This is a genomic window from Pseudomonas inefficax (assembly GCF_900277125.1).
GTDB lineage: Bacteria > Pseudomonadota > Gammaproteobacteria > Pseudomonadales > Pseudomonadaceae > Aquipseudomonas > Aquipseudomonas inefficax.
Window position 1 is genome coordinate 355,216 of the sequence record NZ_OPYN01000207.1, and the last position, 17,331, is coordinate 372,546.

The window sequence follows — 17,331 nt, forward strand, 5'->3', positions numbered from 1 at the left end:
GCCCAGACCATGACTCCACATCTGATGAAACTGCTGGGCCTGTCCGCTGCCCTCCTGGCGATCAGCCAGGGCGTGCGCGCCGAAGACGTCAAGGCCCCTACCTTCAGCGCCGAGCCTTGCTGCCAGCTATGCCCTGAAGCGCATGACGCCAGCCGCTACACCACCCGTTACCAGCAGAACTTCACCACGCTGGTGCAAGCTCAGGGCGACTGGCTGTTCCGTACCCGCGAAGACCTGCGCACCGAGTTCAATACCACCCCGGCCGGCTACAAGCGCCTGCAGCAAGTGCACGACGCGTTCAAGAAACGCGGCGTGGAACTGGTGGTGGTGTACCAGCCGACCCGTGGCCTGGTGAACCGCAACATGCTCAACCCGGCGGAAAAAGCCGCCTTCGACTACCAGAAGGCCCTGGGCAACTACCAGGCCATGCTCAAGCGCTTTGCCAGCATGGGCTACAACGTGCCCGACCTGTCGCCACTGACCAACGAACAGCTGGCCGCCGCCGATCAGGGCAAGGACTTCTACTTCCGTGGCGACCAGCACTGGACGCCTTACGGCGCCGAGCGCGCGGCAAAGATCGTGGCCGATACCGTGCACAAGATGCCGGCCTTCGAAGGCATCCCGCGCAAGGAATTCGAAACGAAGAAGTCCGGGCGCATGGGCAAGACCGGCACCTTGCATAACGTCGCCGGCCAAATCTGTGGCACCAGCTACGCAGTTCAGTACATGGACCAGTTCGCCACTGAGCCGAAAGGCTCCGACGGTGGCGGTGACGACCTGTTCGGTGACACCGGCAACGCGCAGATCACTTTGGTGGGTACCAGCCACAGCGGCAAGAACTATAACTTTGCGGGCTTCCTGCAACAGTACATTGGTGCCGATGTCCTGAACGTGGCCTTCCCTGGCGGTGGCCTGGAAGGCTCGATGATCCAGTATCTGGGCAGCGAGGAATTCCAGAAGAACCCGCCGAAGATCCTGATCTGGGAATTTTCCCCACTGTATCGCCTGGACCAGGAAACTATCTGGCGGCAAATCCTTGGCCTGCTCGACGACGGCTGCGATGACCGCCCGGCCCTGATGAGCGCCAGCGCCACCCTCAAGCCCGGCAAGAACGAGCTGATGGTCAACGGCAAGGGCGGTGTGATCAAAGACCTGATCAACCGCAACATGCAGATGGACGTCAAGTTCGAAGACCCGTCGGTGAAGGTGCTGCAGGCCACCCTCTGGTACCTCAACGGCCGCCATGAGGACATCAAGCTGGAAAAACCGGAAACCTCCGACACCGACGGCCGCTTCGTCTTCCAGATGCGCGAAGACGAGGACTGGGCCAGCCAGAGCCTGCTGGCGTTCGAGGTGCAGGGGCCGGAAAGCGGTACCCAGAAAGTCGAAGCCAAGCTCTGCAAACGCAACAACTTCGCCGTGCCCGCGCAGACTGCGCAGGCCGGCCAGTGAGGCGACCATGATCCCGTTCAAGCGAATTTCCCGCCCCGCCCTGCTTGCCCTGGCGTTGTGCGGCGGTGCCGCGCACGCCGCGCTGGTACCGCCCCAGGGTTACTACGAGGGGATCGAAAAGCTCAAGACCGGCGACGGCAACTTCCGCTGCGAGGCTGCCCCCAAGCCATACACCGGTGCCCTGCAGTTCCGCAGCAAGTACGAAGGCTCGGACAAGGCGCGGGCAACGCTCAATGCCGACTCGGAAAAGGCCTTTCGCAAGTCCACCGAAGACATCACCACCCTTGAGAAAGGCGTGAGCAAGATGATCGGCCAGTACATGCGTGACGGCCGCCCGGCGCAGCTCGACTGCACCCTGGCCTGGCTGGGCAGCTGGGCCCGCGCCGATGCGCTGATGTCCACCGACTACAACCACACCGGCAAGTCGATGCGCAAATGGGCGCTGGGCAGCATGAGTGGTTCGTGGCTGCGCCTGAAGTTCTCCAATTCGCAGCCGCTGGCCGCGCACCAGGCCGAGGCCGAGCTGATCGAAAAATGGTTCGCCCGCCTGGCCGAGCAAACCGTGCGCGACTGGAGCGACCTGCCACTGGAGAAGATCAACAACCACAGCTACTGGGCGGCCTGGGCGGTAATGGCCAGCGCCGTGGCCACCGACCGTCGCGACCTGTTCGACTGGGCCGTGAAGGAATACCGGGTTGGCGCCAACCAGGTCGACGAGCAGGGCTTCCTGCCCAACGAGCTGAAGCGCAAGCAACGTGCCCTGGCCTACCACAACTACGCCCTGCCGCCGTTGGCGATGATCGCCAGCTTCGCCCAGGTCAATGGTGTGGATGTGCGCGGCGAGAACAACAACGCCCTGCAGCGCCTGGCGCAGCGGGTGCTGAACGGGTCGAAGGACCCCAGCGAGTTCAAGGCCCGCAATGGCGAGAAACAGGACATGAAAGACCTGAAGATCGACAGCAAGTACTCGTGGATGGAGCCCTACTGCAGCCTGTATGCGTGCAGTGGCGACACCCTGCAACGCAAGCGCGGCATGCAGCCGTTCAACAGCTTCCGGCTGGGCGGCGACCTGACCCGGGTCTACGACCCGAGCGCGGAATCGAAAAAGTAACGCAAAACCCCTGTGGGAGCGGGTTTACCCGCGAAAAGGCCAGACCTGCCATGTGCGGTGCCTGTGCCGGCCTCTTCGCGGGTAAACCCGCTCCCACAGGAATCTAGGTAGCCCGCCACGAACATGTGGGGGGTTTGGGGGGCGCTTTGCCCCGGATGCTGTGAACAAAAAGGAGAACCGGGATGGTCTTCTCGTCCAACGTGTTCCTGTTCCTGTTCTTGCCGATCTTCCTCGGCCTGTACTACTTGAGCGGGCAACGTTATCGCAACCTGCTGCTGCTGGTCGCCAGCTACATCTTCTACGCCTGGTGGCGGGTGGACTTCCTGGCCCTGTTCGCCGGGGTCACCCTGTGGAACTACTGGATCGGCCTGAAAGTCGGCGCCGCCGGTGTACGCACCAAGCCCGCGCAGCGCTGGCTGCTGCTCGGCGTCGGTGTCGACCTGGCGATCCTCGGCTACTTCAAGTACGCCAACTTCGGCGTCGACAGCCTGAACGCGATCATTTCCTCGTTCGGCCTGGAGCCGTTCATCCTCACCCACGTGCTGCTGCCGATCGGTATCTCGTTCTATATCTTCGAGTCGATCAGCTACATCATCGACGTGTACCGCGGCGACACCCCGGCCACCCGCAACCTGATCGACTTCGCGGCGTTCGTGGCGATCTTCCCGCACCTGATCGCCGGCCCCGTGCTGCGCTTCAAGGACCTGGTCGACCAGTTCAACAACCGCACCCACACCCTGGACAAGTTCTCCGAAGGCTGCACCCGCTTCATGCAGGGCTTCATCAAGAAAGTGTTCATCGCCGATACCCTGGCGGTTGTGGCCGACCACTGCTTCGCCCTGCAGAACCCGACCACCGGTGATGCCTGGCTCGGCGCCCTGGCCTACACCGCGCAGCTGTACTTCGACTTCAGCGGCTACAGCGACATGGCCATCGGCCTGGGCCTGATGATGGGCTTCCGCTTCATGGAGAACTTCAAGCAGCCGTACATCAGCCAGTCGATCACCGAGTTCTGGCGGCGCTGGCACATCAGCCTGTCGACTTGGCTGCGCGACTACCTGTACATCACCCTGGGCGGTAACCGCAAAGGCACCTTCAACACCTATCGCAACCTGTTCCTGACCATGCTGCTGGGTGGCCTGTGGCACGGCGCCAACTTCACCTACATCATCTGGGGCGCCTGGCACGGCATGTGGCTGGCCATCGAGCGCGCGCTGGGCCTGGACACCAACCCGCAGCGCTTCAACCCGGTGAAGTGGGCCTTCACCTTCCTGCTGGTGGTGGTCGGCTGGGTGATCTTCCGCGCCGAGAACCTGGAAGTGGCCGGTCGCATGTACGGCGCCATGTTCAGCTTCGGCGACTGGCAGCTGTCGGAGCTCAACCGTGCCCAGCTCACCGGCCTGCAGGTAGCCACCCTGGTGGTCGCCTACATCACCCTGGCGTTCTTCGGCCTGCGCGATTTCTACCGCAACGCCCGGCCAACGCCCAAGGCCACCCCGGTGGAGATCAACAGCGACGGTTCGATCGGCCTGGACTGGACCCGGGTGATGACCCGCGCCCTGGTGCTGCTGCTGTTCGTGGCCTCGATCCTCAAGCTTTCGGCGCAGAGCTACTCGCCGTTCCTTTACTTCCAGTTCTGAGGTTGATGACATGACCCGGACATTACGCATTACCTATTCGCTGTCGTTCCTGGGCCTGCTGGTGGGCATGGGCGTCTGGTCCACCGGTGGCCTGCAAAGCTTCCAGCGTACCGAGCAGATGACCCTGCTCAACGGCAAGCTGGCCAAGGCCGCCGAGACCCATTACGACGAGCAGTTCCCGATCAAGCGCCTGGGCACCAACCTGTGGGCGGCAATGGACTTCAAGCTGTTCAACGAAGGCCGCCCCGGCGTGGTGCTGGGCCGCGACCAGTGGCTGTTCAGTGACGAAGAGTTCAAGCCCACCGCCGGTGCCGAGCAGCTGATGCAGGAAAACCTGGCGCTGATCCGTGGCGTGCGTGACACCTTGCAGCAGCACGGCAGCCAGCTGGTGCTGGCGATCGTGCCAGCCAAGGCACGGGTGTACGCCGAGTACCTGGGCAAGGAACTGCCGACCAGCCTGCATGACGACCTGTACAACCAGTTCCATGCCCAGGCACGCCAGGCCAACGTGTTCGCCCCGGACCTGATGGCCCCCATGGAGCAGGCCAAGGCCCGCGGCCAGGTGTTCCTGCGCACCGACACCCACTGGACGCCGATGGGCGCCGAAGTGGCGGCGCAGGCACTGGCCGAAGCAGTCAGCCGCCAGAGCCTGCTCAACGGCGACCCGCAGGCGTTCATCACCGAAGCCGGCAGCACCGCGCCATACAAGGGCGACCTGACCAACTTCCTGCCACTGGACCCGCTGTTCAGCAACCTGCTGCCGGCCCCGGACAACCTGCAGCAGCGCACCACTCGCCCGGTAGAAGCCGAAGGTGAAGCCGGTGACGCACTGTTCGCCGACACGCAGATCCCGGTTGCGCTGGTGGGCACCAGCTACAGCGCCAACCCGCACTGGAACTTCCTCGGCGCGCTGCAGCAGGCCCTGCGCAGCGACGTGGCCAACTACGCCGAAGACGGCCATGGCCCGCTACTGCCGATGCTCAAGTACCTGCAAAGCGATGCCTTCAAGAACGCCGCACCTCAGGTGGTGGTGTGGGAATTCCCCGAACGTTATCTGCCAATGAAGAACGACCTCAGCAGCTTCGACCCGCAGTGGATCGCGCAGCTGAAGAACTCCCGTAAATCCGAAGAAAACCTGGCCTTGTCGTCCACCCGGACGAACCACTGATAAAGAGAGGAACACGCAAATGACTACCAAGACTTCCATTGCCAAAGCCCTCACCCTCGCGGCCGGCCTGTCCCTGGCCTCGATGCAGGCCTTCGCCGGCGCCGACGCCGCGCTGTACGGCCCGAGCGCACCGAAAGGCTCGACCTTCGTGCGCCTGTACAACGCCTCCAGCGCACCGACCGCAGCGTCGGTCGGCAACACCCAGATCAAGCAGGTTGGCGCCCAGGCCAGCAGCGACTTCAGCTTCCTGCCAGGGGGTGACTACACCGCCCAGGTCGGCGGCAAGAGCGTGCCGGTCAAGCTGGCTGCGGACAAGTACTACACCCTGGTCAACAGCGCCAGCGGCAACCCGCAGCTGATCGAAGAGCCGCCGTTCAAGAACAAGCAGAAAGCCTTGGTTCGCGTGCAGAACCTGAGCGACCAGCAACTGACCCTGAAAACCGCCGATGGCAAGACCGAAGTGGTCAAGCCGGTGGCCGCCAACGGCCGTGGCGAACGCGAAATCAACCCGGTCAAGGTCAACCTGGCCCTGTACCAAGGAGACAAGAAAGTGGGTGACGTGAAACCCGTCGCCCTGGAGCGCGGCGAAGCCGCAGTGCTGTACGTAACGGGTTCCGGCAACGCCTTGTCGCCGGTGTGGGTAACTCGCCCCGTGGCTAGCAACTGATTCCCCTGCCTCTCAACGACTATTGGAGAAACATGATGATCCCGGTAATTCTTTCTGGTGGTAGCGGTTCCCGTCTGTGGCCTCTGTCGCGCAAGCAGTTCCCCAAGCAGTTCCTGGCCCTGACCAGTGAACACACGCTGTTCCAGCAAACCCTGGAGCGCCTGGTGTTCGAAGGCATGGACACACCGATCGTGGTCTGCAACAAGGACCACAAGTTCATCGTCCAGGAGCAACTGGCCGCGCTGAAGCTGGAAACCCAAGGCATCCTGATGGAACCGTTCGGCCGCAACACCGCGCCGGCCGTGGCCATGGCTGCCATGAAGCTGGTCAACGAAGGCCGCGACGAGCTGATGCTGGTGTTGCCCGCCGACCACGTGATCGATGATCAGAAGGCCCTGCAACGCGCCCTGGCCCTGGCCACCGTGGCCGCCGAGCGCGGCGAGATGGTGCTGTTCGGCGTGCCGGCGACCAAGCCGGAAACCGGCTACGGCTACATCCGTTCCAGCCAGGACGCTCTGCTGCCTGAAGGCGTGGCGCGCGTGGCGCAATTCGTCGAGAAGCCCGACGAAAAACGCGCCGCCGAGTTCGTCCAGGCCGGCGGCTACTTCTGGAACAGCGGCATGTTCCTGTTCCGTGCCAGCCGCTTCCTCGAAGAGTTGAAGAAGCACGACGGCGACATTTACGACACCTGTGTACTGGCGCTGGAGCGCAGCCAGGAAGACGGTGATGTGCTGAGCATCGACGAAGCCACCTTCGCCTGCTGCCCGGACAACTCCATCGACTACGCGGTGATGGAAAAGACCCAGCGCGCCTGCGTGGTGCCGATGTCGGCCGGCTGGAGCGACGTGGGCTGCTGGTCGTCGCTGTGGGAAGTGCACGAGAAGGACGACAACGGCAACGTCACCAAGGGCGATGTGGTGGTGCAGGACAGCCACAACTGCATGATCCACGGCAACGGCAAGCTGGTGTCGGTGATCGGCCTGGAGAACATCGTGGTGGTCGAGACCAAGGACGCCATGATGATTGCCCACAAGGACAAGGTCCAGGGCGTCAAGCAGATGGTCAAGACCCTCGACGAGCAGGGCCGCAGCGAAACCCAGAACCACCTGGAAGTGTATCGCCCGTGGGGCTCGTACGACTCGGTGGACATGGGCGGCCGCTTCCAGGTCAAGCACATCACCGTCAAGCCGGGCGCTAGCCTGTCGCTGCAGATGCACCACCACCGCGCCGAGCACTGGATCGTGGTGTCCGGCACTGCCGAGGTAACCTGTGACGAGAACGTGTTCCTGCTGACCGAGAACCAGTCGACCTACATTCCGATCGCGTCGGTGCACCGCCTGCGCAACCCGGGCAAGATCCCGCTGGAGATCATCGAAGTGCAGTCCGGCAGCTACCTGGGCGAGGATGACATCGAGCGGTTCGAGGATGTATACGGCCGTACCTCCACGCCGATCGAGCGTGGTGTTTCGGTGAAGACCATCGCGCAGTAAGCAAGACCCTGGGGTCGCTTCGCGGCCCTATCGCGACGCAAGGCCGCTCCCACAGGGATCGCATGTTCCACTGCATTATCGATCCCTGTGGGAGCGGCCTTGCGTCGCGATTGGAGGGCGTAGCCCTCCCCTCTTTTGAGCCCACTTCCATTTCGGGCTACGATGGTCAGACCCTGCACAATCAAGGTCTGCCCGCCCCATGATCATCGGTGCCTTCCTCATCCTCACCTGGCTGGTGCTGCTGTTGCGTTACCCGGCCAAGGCCCTGCCGATCTCGCTGGCTGCCATTTGTGGCCTGGGCCTGGTGGCCCTGTTCGTGGTCTGGCAGGACACCCGCGAAACCTCGCAACTGGCCCGCCTGGACCTGCGCCTGACGTACGCCCCCGAACACTGCCCTGCCGACCGAGCCCTGCAAGCAAGCGTGAAGAACGGCAACGAAGTGCCGCTCACCGAATTGCGCTGGCGAGTGGCGGCGTATGCGCCGGGCGATACCGTGAACCTGGCGGAGAACACCTACAACGCCCCGCGCTACCGCGGGCCGGGTGAGTTGCAGCCAGGGGCGGAGTGGAAAGACTGCCTGCCACTGCCGCCACTGCGCTCCGGGTACCGGCCGCAGACTCTGGAGTTTCGTGCAGAGCATCTACAAGGTACGTTTGCCAACTAATGTATCGCCTGTGCCGGCCTCTTCGCGGGCTCGCCCGCTCCCACAGATACTTCACAGCCCTCAAATTCTGTGGGGACTCTGTGGGAGCGGGTTCACCCGCGAAGAGGCCAGCACAGGAAAAAACCAATCTCCTGACAACAGGCCCCAACCATGCCCACCGTCCTGATCACCGGTTGTTCCAGCGGCATCGGCCGCGCCCTGGCCGACGCCTTCCGAGATGCCGGCCACCATGTCTGGGCCACCGCCCGCAAACCTGAGGATGTCGAGCAACTGAACGCCGCCGGCTTCACTGCCCGACAACTGGATGTGAACGATAGCGAAGCGCTGGCCCGCCTGGCCGAGGAACTGGAAAACCTCGATATCCTGATCAACAACGCCGGCTACGGCGCCATGGGCCCGCTGCTCGATGGCGGCGTGGATGCCCTGCGCCAGCAGTTCGAAACCAACGTATTCGCCGTGGTCGGCGTTACCCGCGCATTGTTCCCACTGCTACGCCGCTCACGGGGCCTGGTGGTGAACATCGGTAGCGTATCAGGCGTGTTGGTCACCCCGTTCGCCGGCGCCTACTGCGCTTCGAAAGCAGCCGTGCATGCCCTGAGCGATGCCTTGCGCCTGGAACTGGCGCCGTTTGGTGTGCAGGTAATGGAAGTGCAGCCAGGAGCGATTGCCTCGCAGTTCGCCAGCAATGCCCAGCGCCAGGCCGAGCAGGTACTGGCAGCGGACTCGGCGTGGTGGCCGTTGCGCGAGCATGTACAGGCACGGGCACGGGCGTCGCAGGACAAGCCGACCTCGGCGGCGGTGTTTGCCCAAGGCGTGTTGGCGGCGGTCGGGAAGTCGCCGGTGCCGGCGGTGGTGCGGTTGGGGAATGGCAGCACGGCATTGCCGTTGATGGCCCGGTTACTGCCGCGGCGGGTGCTGGATTGGGCGTTGCGCAAGCGGTTCGGATTGTTGCGCCCACTCTGAGCGATTGGTTGCCTGTGCTGGCCTCTTCGCGGGTAAACCCGCTCCCACAGGTACCCCACAGAGTTTGAGACCTGTGCGATCCCTGTGGGAGCGGGTTTACCCGCGAAGAGGCCAGTACAGGCAGTAGAGAATCAGGCTATGGAACGCAGCACCCCGCCATCCACCCGCAAGGCAGCTCCGGTAGTGGCACTGGCCTGCATCGACGCCAGGTACACCACCATGTTCGCCACCTCCTCCACCGTCGCCAGCCGCTTGATCAGCGAGGTCGGCCGGTGCTCGGCAAGGAAGCTGGCTTCCAGCTCTGCAGTTGACACCCCCTGCTCCTCGGCCAGCTTGGCAAAGAAGTCGCCCACACCTTCCGAACGTGTAGGCCCTGGCAACACCGCATTCACCGTCACCCCTGTGCCAGCCAGGGTCTCGGCCAGCCCGCGCGACACCGCCAGCAACGCCGTCTTGGTCATGCCGTAATGAATCATCTCGGTCGGGATCTGCAGCGCCGACTCACTGGACAGGAACACCACCCGTCCCCATTTGCGCCCGGCCATGCCTTGGGCATAGTGGCGCGACAGGCGAACGGCATTGAGCACATTGACGTCGAAGAAACGCTGCCAGTCCTCATCCTCGATCTCGAAGAACGGCTTGGGCTCGAAGATGCCCAGGTTGTTGACCAGGATGTCAGTATGCGGCACCTGGTCGAACAGCGTCTGCGCCCCGGCCTGGGTACCCAGGTCGGCAGCGATGCCGATGATGCGCGCCTGTGGCAAACGCTCGCGCACAACTTTGAGGGCTTCGTCGACCCGGGCCTGGGTACGACCATTGAGGACCACTTCGGCCCCCGCCTCGGCCAGGCCGATGGCGATGGCCAGGCCGATGCCGGCGGTGGAGCCGCTGACGATGGCGCGCTTGCCGTTCAGGGAAATGTGCATCTGTGCCTCCTCGTCTGTCTGGGAAATCGCAGGGGGCTGCTTTGCAGCCCATCGCGACACAAGGCCGCTCCTACAGGCGGACGCGATCTCCTGTAGGAGCGGCCTTGTGTCGCGATGGGCCGCAAAGCGGCCCAATCACACTTTCTTCACAGGCTGCTCATCAAACGCCTGCCAGCCACCACCCAGGGCCTTGTACAGCCCCACCAGCGCCTGCGACACCGCCGCCGAACTGTCGATCCACTGCTCCTCGCTGGCCAGCAAGGCACCCTGCACCGTCAGCACATTGAGAAAGTCCACCGCCCCTTCCACATACTGGCGCTGGGCAGTTTCCAGGGCGATGCGGTTCTGCCGCACCGCCTCGGCCAAGTGGTCGCGGCGCAACTGGCTGGCGTTGTACAGGCGTAGCACATCGTCGATTTCATGCCAGGCCCCCAGCACCACCTTGCGGTAGTTCAGCGCCGCTTCCTGCTGCTGCGCCTCGCGCAGTTCCAGGGTGCCCTTGAGCCGGCCACCCTCGAAGATCGGCAGCGACAGCTGCGGCCCGAAGGCGAAGCGGCGCGAATCCCAGGCGCCGAAATCGGACAGCTGCATGGCCTGGAACCCGACACTGCCCGACAGCCGGATGCTGGGGTAGAAGTCGGCCTTGGCCACGCCAATGCTGGCGGTGGCGGCATGCAGGCGGGCCTCGGCCTGGCGAATGTCCGGGCGGCGTTCGGCCAGTTCGGACGGCAGGCCAATGGCGAACTTCTGCTGCGGCGCAGGCAGTTCGCCGCCCTGCAGCAACTCGGCCTGCAGGCTGCGCGGCGGTTCGGCGGCGAGCAGGCTGAGGGCGTTGATCAGGTCATCGCGCCGCGCTTCCAGGCTTGGCAGGCGCGACTCGATCGAGGCGACCTGGGCACTGGCCTGGGCTACGTCCAGGCGCGTGGCGACCCCTTCGGCCTGGCGGTTTTCGGACAACTTCAGGCTGTGCTGGGCGACCTTGAGGTTGTCGCGGGTCACATCGATGGTGTGCTGCACGGCGCGCAGCTGGATGTAGTTGCCGGCGGTTTCCGAAAGCAATGCCAGCAACACGCCGCGGCGATCATTCTCGGCCACTTCGACCGTGGCATCGGCAGCCTCGACCTGGCGCCGCACACGGCCCCACAGGTCCAGCTCCCAACCGGCCACCAGGTCGCCCTGCCAGAGGTTGAAGGCTTCCTTCCCCGCCTTGCCGGAAGGGTCGCTCAAGCCTTCGGCGCTGTTGCGCGCGCGGCTGTAGCCAGCGTTCACGTCCACCGCTGGTACTTCGTCGGCAGCCACGGTGCTGCGCAGAGCGCGGCTTTGCAGCAGGCGGGCACTGGCCATCTGCAGGTCGAGGTTGCGCTCGGCTACACGCTGGATCAAGGCACTCAGGCAGGCGTCGTGGAAGCTCTCCCACCAGCGCAGTTCCAGCGGTTCGGCCTGCGGCTGGCTGGCCGCCGCCTCGCCTTGCAGCGGCGCCCACTGTTGCGGTGGCTGGCTGTCGGGGCGCTGGAAGTCCGGGCCCAGAGTGCAGCCAGCCACCAACACGGCCAGCAGCAACGGGCTCAAGCGTAATGCCGGTTTCATCGTGCGCTTACCTCTTTGCCGTCCAGCTTGTCGCCACGGGTGTCGATGGTCGCTTCCACCGACATGCCCACGCGCAGGCGGGCAAGCAGCGGCTGGCCGTCATCGAAAACGATCTTCACCGGGATGCGCTGCACCACCTTGGTGAAGTTGCCGGTAGCGTTGTCCGGCTTGACCGCGGCGAAGGTCACGCCGGTGGCCGGGGCGATGCTTTCCACATGGCCTTGCAGCTTCTCACCGGCAAAGGTGTCGACGCTGATACTCACGGCCTGGCCAGGTTGTACGTGGGTCAGCTGGGTTTCCTGGAAGTTGCCGACCACGTAGGCTTGCTGCAACGGCACCACCGACAGCAGGCGGGCGCCCGGGTTGACGTAGGCACCGACACGCAAGGCGCGCTCGCCGACCATGCCGTCCACGGGCGCGGTGATGCGGGTGTAGGACAGATCGAGCTGGGCCCTTTCCAGCCCTGCCTCGGCCCGCTTCAGCTGGCCGTCGGCACTGGCCACCTGGGCGGTAAGGATATCCACCTGCTTGCGCGCCGCTACCAGTGCCGCCTGGGCATTGGCCAGGCGTGCGCGGGCCTGGTCGACCCCGCTGCGCGCCTGCTGGGCGTTCTGCACGGTGCCGGCACCCTGCTCGGCCAGGCGGCTATAGCGGTTGACCTCATGGTCGGCGAACGCTGCTTCGGCCTGGGCCGCTTTCACGGCAGCCTCAGCCTGGGCAATCAGCGACGCCTGGCGCTCGAGGGTGGCACGGGCATCGGCGCTTTGCGCCTGGGCCACCAGCAACTGCGCCTGCGCGGCATCCAGCGCGGCCTGGTAGTCACGGGCATCGATGGTCGCCAACAACTGGCCGGCCTTGACCTGCTGGTTGTCCTCCACCAGCACCTCCTTGATGAAGCCGGCGACCTTGGGCGCGACCACGGTGTAGTCGGCGATCACATAGGCATCATTGGTGCTCTGGCGGTGGTCGCTGCCGAACATCCAGGGGCCGACGATGCCGGCCAGGACGGCCACGGCAAGCACCGAGCCGATGAACAGGGTTTTGCGGTTGTTGGTCATTTCAGTGGTTCTCGAATTCATCCAGGGTTCAGGCCACCGCGCGCGGCGGATAGACCCGGGTAGGCACGAAAGGAATCAGGCAGATCAGGGCCACGGCAATGCAGGCCATGACCAGGTAGAGGTCGGCGGAGGTCAGCACCAGCGCCTGGTCGTGGATGCGCCTGGCCAGGCCGGCTGCGTTACCGTCGACCAGCGGGGCGTTGCCCAGGCTGTCCACCAGGTGGTTGGAATGAAAGTGCCGGCGCAGGGTGCCAAGGGCGTCCAGCAGGCCACCGGCGATCACCGCGGCCAGGCCCTTGACGGTGTTGAACCAGCTGGAAGCGAACGGGCCTTCCTGCGGGGTCATGCCGTTGGTGGACAGCATCAGCAGCGGCAGCACTGCCATTGGCTGGCCGAACACCTGCAGCAGGTAGAACGGGTAGAAGTCGCCACGGATCCACTCGCTGGTCAGCAGGCTGCTGCCGACACAGGACACCGCCAGCATCGCCAGGCCGATGCCCAGCACCCAACGGCAGTCCACCGCGCGGATGTTGCACAGCGCCGCCGTCAGCGGCAGGGCGATCAGCTGCGGCATGGCTACCAGCATCATCAGCGGGCTGGTCTGCGCCGGCCGGTAGCCCTGGATCTGCGCCAGGTACGCCGACGGAATGCTGCCCACACCTGAGAGCACGATCAGCACGCCGGCCAGGGTCACCAGGGCGAAACTCAGGTTGCGCCGCGACAGCATGCGCAACTGGAAGAATGGCAGCGGCTCGGACCATTCGTTGTACATGAACAGCACCAGCAACAGCAGGCCACCACCGAGCAGCCAGCAGATCAGTGGCGAATCGAACCAGCCCCAGCGGTCGCCCAGCGACAGGCCCAGCACGATGCAGCTGATGGCGGGCAGGCCGAGCAGCACGCCGCGCCAGTCGAACTGCTTGAAGCGCTCCAGGCGCAGCGGGTCCTGCGGCAGGCCCCAACCGACACAGAACATGGCCAGCATCGAGGGCAGGATGATCTGCCAGAAAGCCCACTGCCAGCCGACATATTCGGTCCACAGCCCTGCCAGCGGCGTGCCGAGGTTGGGGCCGAAGGTGGCGGTGAGGGCATAGCAGGCCAGGCCATAGACCTTGATGCCCGGTGGCAGGAAGCGCAGGGCCACGCTCATCAACATAGGCGGCAAGGCGCCAGAGGCGAAGCCCTGAAGCACACGCAGCAGCATCAGGCTGTGCAGGTTGGGGGCGAACGGTTGCAGCAGGCCGAGCACGGCGAACAGGCCGATGGCGCTCATGGTGAAGCGCCGCAGCGAGAACGTGGTAGCCAGCCATGGCGCGAAAGCCATGGCCGAGACCGAGGCGGCGCTGTAGACGGCCAGCAGCCAGGCGCCTTCGTCGGCGCCGATGCCCATGGCCCCACGGATATCGGCCAGGGAGATCTTGGTCACCGACTCGTTGAGGCCCGCGCACAACACGGCCAGCAACACACCGAACAGCCCGACCACTACCTGCAGGCCGAACGCAGTCTGCGCAGGCGCGGCCGGCGCGGGCGCGGCGGCAACCACAGCAGACGGGGCGGACAGGGAACTCATGGGCAGACATCTCCAGCAACAATTTGCGACTGGAGCAAGTCTAAGAAGGTCGAATGCTTACGAAAACTGACTTATCGGTAGGTTTATGTTGCGTCAGACGCAATCCACTTCAAAACCGAGTCGCCTGCTTCGCGGGCGCGCCCGCTCCCACAGGTACAGTGCACCTCTCAAGACCTGTGATATCCCTGTGGGAGCGGGCATGCCCGCGAAGAAGCCAACCTGGTATCAAGGGTCAACACTGCAGCAAGCCTTCAAGGTCTGCCGCAACCACCGATGCGCCGGGTCATTGTGAAACCGTGGGTGCCATGCCTGCAGCACGGTCACCCGCTCCAGCGGCACCGGGATTTCGAACGAGCGCAGCGGCAGCCCTAGCTTGTGCACGCTATTGAGGATGTTGGCCGGCATCGGCAGGATCAGGTCGGAATCCGGCAGCGAGAACAGCGCCGAGTGAAAACTCGGGGTAATCAGCGCCACCCGCCGCTGCACCTTGAAGTTGGCCAGTTCCACATCGATCGGCCCATTGGCCCGTCCACGACGGGACACGCTGATCTGTGGATAACTGGCAAAACTGTGCGGCGTGATCGGCTGCTCAAAAATCGGGTGGTCGCGTCGCGCCAGCCCCACGTAGTAGGTCTGGAACAGGCTCTGCACCTTGATCTCCGGCCCCAGGTCCACGGTCGAGCTGATGATCAGGTCGGTACGACCGTCGCGCAGCACGCTGTCATCATCACCGCCGGGGCTTTCCGGCACGAAGCGCAGCACCGTGCGCGGTGCCTGCTCGTGCATGCGCCGCAGCAACTGGGCGCCGTACAGAGCGATGAACAGGTCGTTGGTGCGGATGTTGAAGGCCCGGTCAAGCTTGGGCAGGTCGACCTCGTCGGCACTCCGGAACACCTCGCCGGCCTGCTCCACCAACGCGGCCACCTGCTCACGCAGGGCCAGCGCCCGCGGTGTCGGCACCAGGCCACGGCCGGCGCGCACCAGGATCGGGTCACCCAATGCATCGCGGATACGCCCCAGGGTCCGGCTCATCGCCGCCGGGCTGAGGTTCATGCGCTGCGCCGCGCCGACCACGCTGCCCTCGTCGAGCAGGGCGTCGAGGGCGACGAGCAGGTTCATGTCCGGGAGTTGCATGGCCGTTTTCCGTTACAGCTGTGGGAGATGGCGATGGTAGCAGGTTGCTGGATTGCACCAGACGCAATGCGCTCGTGCGTGGCGGGGCATTTATTCAGAGAGTGGATTGAGCCAAGAATGAGGAATGGCAGGTTCGGCCTCTTCGCGGGTGAACCCGCTCCCCCAGTGACTGCACAAGCTCCGAATACTGTGGCGCACCTGTGGGAGCGGGTTCACCCGCGAAGAGGCCAGAACAGACAACCCCTTAGCCAGCCTGAAACAAGGACCCCACATGCCCAGCCCCGTCCTGATCGCCATCGACGCCTCCCCTGCATCCACCGCCCTGCTCACCCTCGCCCGCCGCTACTGCCACCCCGGCGAGCACGAACTGCACGTGCTGCTGGCCATCGACGCTACCTTCGCCGTCCACGACCAACCCGCGCCCTACACCGCAGAAGAACTGGAAGAATACCCCGCCGCCTGCGAAGAGCAGCACCAGGCCGACCACGCAGTGGCCGAGGCAGTGCGCCACTTGCAACAAGCCGGCTTCGCCTGCCAGGGCTGCATGGTGGCCGGGCAGCCGGTCGAGGCGATCGTGGCCAAGGCGCAGGAGCTGAATTGCGAACTGATCATCATGGGCCACCGCCACCTGTCCCGGCTGGGGCGGATGCTGGATCCGTCGATCAGTGCGAAGGTGATTGATCGGGTGAAGGTGCCAGTGTTGGTAGGGGCCGCGAGCTAACTGCACCGCTCCCACAGGATTTGCGCCAGCCCCAAGAGCAGCACATCACTTGAGGGAGCGGGCAAGCCCGCGAAGAGGCCAGTAGCTGCACTACCTCACCCCGGATCATCCCTCGCTCGGCTTCACCACCACCGTACAAGTCGTCCCCGCCGCCAGCAAGAACCCGTCCGGCACTTCATCGATATGAATGCGCACCGGCACCCGCTGCGCCAGGCGCACCCAGTTGAAGGTCGGGTTCACATCCGCGATCAACTCGCGGCTCTGCGGGTTGTCGCGGTCGTAGATGCCGCGGGCGATGCTTTCCACATGACCCCTTATGCGCTCGCCGCTCATCATCTGCAGCTCGGCCTGGTCGCCCACCTTCACATGCGGCAACTTGGTCTCCTCGAAGAACCCGTATACCCAGAACGAATTCTCGTCGACCACCGCCATCACCGCTTCACCGGTACGCGCATAGTCACCCTTGTGGATATTCAGGTTGGTCACGTAGCCGTCCACCGTGGCCACGATATGCGTGCGCTTGAGGTTCAGCTCGGCCGCAGCCAGTTCGGCAAGGGCCTGCTGGTAATCCGCCTGGGCGGAGTTGGCGATGTTGCTGGCGTCGTCGCGGTTTTCCTTGGAGATCACCAGGTTGTCCATGTCGGCACGGCGCTTGGCGTTGACCTTGCGCATTTCCCAGGTGGCCTTGCGCGATGCAACCTGCGCCTTGGCCTGGTCGACCGCCAGCTGGTAGTGCTCAGGGTCGATCTGGATCAGCAGGTCGCCCTTCTTCACCCGCTGGTTGTCCTTGACCGGCACGTCCACCACATAGCCAGGCACGTCGGCAGCGACGTTGATGATGTCGGCACGCACACGGCCGTCGCGGGTCCATGGCGTGGTCATGTAGTGCAGCCACAACTGGCGACCGATCACCACGGCAGCGGCAAGCACCAACAGGGTGGCGACCAGGCTGAAGAACTTTTTCATCGAAGGATTCTCACCAGTAGAGCGATAGCGCCAGGGCGCCGAACAGGCAGACGAACAGGCTCAGACGCAGCAGCGCCGGGTGCCAGAAGAAGCGATAGCCATCATGGCTGGCGATGAACCGGTCCAGGCCCCAGGCCAGGCCCAGGGCGAACAGGAACATCAAGGTCATGGTGGGCATGTACACGCCATGGAAGGCGATTTCACGGGGCATGGT

General features: G+C 64.4%; 16 protein-coding genes. 9 read left to right on the forward strand and 7 right to left on the reverse strand.

From position 1 onward, the window contains the following. Positions 1-9 precede the first annotated feature (9 nt). The 8 genes from JV551A3_RS26680 (at position 10) to JV551A3_RS26720 (ending at position 9,155) form a co-directional block, all read left to right on the forward strand. A complete protein-coding gene (locus JV551A3_RS26680; protein WP_133975335.1) occupies positions 10-1,452 on the forward strand; it encodes an alginate O-acetyltransferase in 1,443 nt (480 codons plus the stop codon). Positions 1,453-1,459: 7 nt separating this feature from the next. Continuing rightward, positions 1,460-2,563 carry a mannuronate-specific alginate lyase gene (locus tag JV551A3_RS26685; RefSeq protein ID WP_133975337.1) on the forward strand — a complete coding sequence of 368 codons (1,104 nt, stop codon included), beginning with the start codon at positions 1,460-1,462 and terminating at the stop codon, positions 2,561-2,563. A 182-nt stretch (positions 2,564-2,745) separates the two neighbouring features. Next, positions 2,746-4,203 carry an MBOAT family O-acyltransferase gene (locus JV551A3_RS26690; RefSeq protein ID WP_133975339.1) on the forward strand — a complete coding sequence of 486 codons (1,458 nt, stop codon included), beginning with the start codon at positions 2,746-2,748 and terminating at the stop codon, positions 4,201-4,203. 10 nt (positions 4,204-4,213) lie between these two features. Then, positions 4,214-5,371, forward strand: a complete 1,158-nt coding sequence (locus JV551A3_RS26695) for an alginate O-acetyltransferase (protein WP_112250233.1) — start codon at positions 4,214-4,216, stop codon at positions 5,369-5,371. A 19-nt stretch (positions 5,372-5,390) separates the two neighbouring features. Beyond that, positions 5,391-6,038 carry an alginate O-acetyltransferase AlgF gene (locus JV551A3_RS26700; protein WP_087500486.1) on the forward strand — a complete coding sequence of 216 codons (648 nt, stop codon included), beginning with the start codon at positions 5,391-5,393 and terminating at the stop codon, positions 6,036-6,038. A 35-nt stretch (positions 6,039-6,073) separates the two neighbouring features. After that, the gene (locus JV551A3_RS26705) at positions 6,074-7,528 is read left to right on the forward strand and encodes a mannose-1-phosphate guanylyltransferase/mannose-6-phosphate isomerase (RefSeq protein WP_075046291.1); all 1,455 of its coding nucleotides are present in this window, start codon (positions 6,074-6,076) and stop codon (positions 7,526-7,528) included. 199 nt (positions 7,529-7,727) lie between these two features. Beyond that, positions 7,728-8,192, forward strand: coding sequence for a multidrug transporter (locus JV551A3_RS26710; protein ID WP_133975341.1), 465 nt, complete (start codon positions 7,728-7,730; stop codon positions 8,190-8,192). A gap of 150 nt (positions 8,193-8,342) precedes the next feature. Continuing rightward, positions 8,343-9,155, forward strand: coding sequence for an SDR family oxidoreductase (locus JV551A3_RS26720; protein WP_133975343.1), 813 nt, complete (start codon positions 8,343-8,345; stop codon positions 9,153-9,155). A 131-nt stretch (positions 9,156-9,286) separates the two neighbouring features. Here the strand turns inward: JV551A3_RS26720 and JV551A3_RS26730 are convergent, their stop codons facing one another. The 5 genes from JV551A3_RS26730 to JV551A3_RS26750 all read right to left on the reverse strand — a co-directional run bounded on the left by JV551A3_RS26730 (position 9,287) and on the right by JV551A3_RS26750 (position 15,430). Beyond that, positions 9,287-10,081: an SDR family NAD(P)-dependent oxidoreductase gene (locus JV551A3_RS26730; protein WP_133975345.1), complete on the reverse strand. Its 795-nt coding sequence runs from the start codon at positions 10,079-10,081 to the stop codon at positions 9,287-9,289. A gap of 135 nt (positions 10,082-10,216) precedes the next feature. Beyond that, positions 10,217-11,668: an efflux transporter outer membrane subunit gene (locus tag JV551A3_RS26735; protein WP_133975347.1), complete on the reverse strand. Its 1,452-nt coding sequence runs from the start codon at positions 11,666-11,668 to the stop codon at positions 10,217-10,219. Continuing rightward, positions 11,665-12,726 (reverse strand): HlyD family secretion protein, encoded by a 1,062-nt coding sequence (locus tag JV551A3_RS26740; RefSeq protein WP_133975349.1) that lies wholly within the window; start codon positions 12,724-12,726, stop codon positions 11,665-11,667. Before JV551A3_RS26740 ends, JV551A3_RS26735 begins: the two co-directional genes overlap by 4 nt. 28 nt (positions 12,727-12,754) lie before the next feature. Then, on the reverse strand, positions 12,755-14,296 hold the full coding sequence (locus JV551A3_RS26745) for an MFS transporter (RefSeq protein ID WP_133975351.1): 1,542 nt from the start codon (positions 14,294-14,296) through the stop codon (positions 12,755-12,757). Positions 14,297-14,521: 225 nt separating this feature from the next. Further along, entirely contained in the window at positions 14,522-15,430 is a 909-nt protein-coding gene (locus JV551A3_RS26750) for a LysR family transcriptional regulator (protein WP_112250221.1), read from the reverse strand. A gap of 271 nt (positions 15,431-15,701) precedes the next feature. Here JV551A3_RS26750 and JV551A3_RS26755 point away from each other — a divergent pair, with 271 nt between their 5' ends. Next, positions 15,702-16,151 (forward strand): universal stress protein, encoded by a 450-nt coding sequence (locus JV551A3_RS26755; protein ID WP_133975353.1) that lies wholly within the window; start codon positions 15,702-15,704, stop codon positions 16,149-16,151. 105 nt (positions 16,152-16,256) lie between these two features. Here the strand turns inward: JV551A3_RS26755 and JV551A3_RS26760 are convergent, their stop codons facing one another. After that, the gene (locus tag JV551A3_RS26760) at positions 16,257-17,117 is read right to left on the reverse strand and encodes an efflux RND transporter periplasmic adaptor subunit (RefSeq protein ID WP_133975355.1); all 861 of its coding nucleotides are present in this window, start codon (positions 17,115-17,117) and stop codon (positions 16,257-16,259) included. Positions 17,118-17,127: 10 nt separating this feature from the next. Next, positions 17,128-17,328, reverse strand: coding sequence for a DUF1656 domain-containing protein (locus tag JV551A3_RS26765; RefSeq protein ID WP_008097766.1), 201 nt, complete (start codon positions 17,326-17,328; stop codon positions 17,128-17,130). Between the last annotated feature and the right edge of the window lie 3 nt (positions 17,329-17,331).

Bases quoted from the DNA above. Each gene is read 5' to 3' on its own strand.
- JV551A3_RS26680 (WP_133975335.1), top strand. From the start codon at position 10: ATGACTCCACATCTGATGAAACTGCTGGGCCTGTCCGCTGCCCTCCTG.
- JV551A3_RS26685 (WP_133975337.1), top strand. From the start codon at position 1,460: ATGATCCCGTTCAAGCGAATTTCCCGCCCCGCCCTGCTTGCCCTGGCG.
- JV551A3_RS26690 (WP_133975339.1), top strand. From the start codon at position 2,746: ATGGTCTTCTCGTCCAACGTGTTCCTGTTCCTGTTCTTGCCGATCTTC.
- JV551A3_RS26695 (WP_112250233.1), top strand. From the start codon at position 4,214: ATGACCCGGACATTACGCATTACCTATTCGCTGTCGTTCCTGGGCCTG.
- JV551A3_RS26700 (WP_087500486.1), top strand. From the start codon at position 5,391: ATGACTACCAAGACTTCCATTGCCAAAGCCCTCACCCTCGCGGCCGGC.
- JV551A3_RS26705 (WP_075046291.1), top strand. From the start codon at position 6,074: ATGATCCCGGTAATTCTTTCTGGTGGTAGCGGTTCCCGTCTGTGGCCT.
- JV551A3_RS26710 (WP_133975341.1), top strand. From the start codon at position 7,728: ATGATCATCGGTGCCTTCCTCATCCTCACCTGGCTGGTGCTGCTGTTG.
- JV551A3_RS26720 (WP_133975343.1), top strand. From the start codon at position 8,343: ATGCCCACCGTCCTGATCACCGGTTGTTCCAGCGGCATCGGCCGCGCC.
- JV551A3_RS26730 (WP_133975345.1), bottom strand. From the start codon at position 10,081: ATGCACATTTCCCTGAACGGCAAGCGCGCCATCGTCAGCGGCTCCACC.
- JV551A3_RS26735 (WP_133975347.1), bottom strand. From the start codon at position 11,668: ATGAAACCGGCATTACGCTTGAGCCCGTTGCTGCTGGCCGTGTTGGTG.
- JV551A3_RS26740 (WP_133975349.1), bottom strand. From the start codon at position 12,726: ATGACCAACAACCGCAAAACCCTGTTCATCGGCTCGGTGCTTGCCGTG.
- JV551A3_RS26745 (WP_133975351.1), bottom strand. From the start codon at position 14,296: ATGAGTTCCCTGTCCGCCCCGTCTGCTGTGGTTGCCGCCGCGCCCGCG.
- JV551A3_RS26750 (WP_112250221.1), bottom strand. From the start codon at position 15,430: ATGCAACTCCCGGACATGAACCTGCTCGTCGCCCTCGACGCCCTGCTC.
- JV551A3_RS26755 (WP_133975353.1), top strand. From the start codon at position 15,702: ATGCCCAGCCCCGTCCTGATCGCCATCGACGCCTCCCCTGCATCCACC.
- JV551A3_RS26760 (WP_133975355.1), bottom strand. From the start codon at position 17,117: ATGAAAAAGTTCTTCAGCCTGGTCGCCACCCTGTTGGTGCTTGCCGCT.
- JV551A3_RS26765 (WP_008097766.1), bottom strand. From the start codon at position 17,328: ATGCCCCGTGAAATCGCCTTCCATGGCGTGTACATGCCCACCATGACC.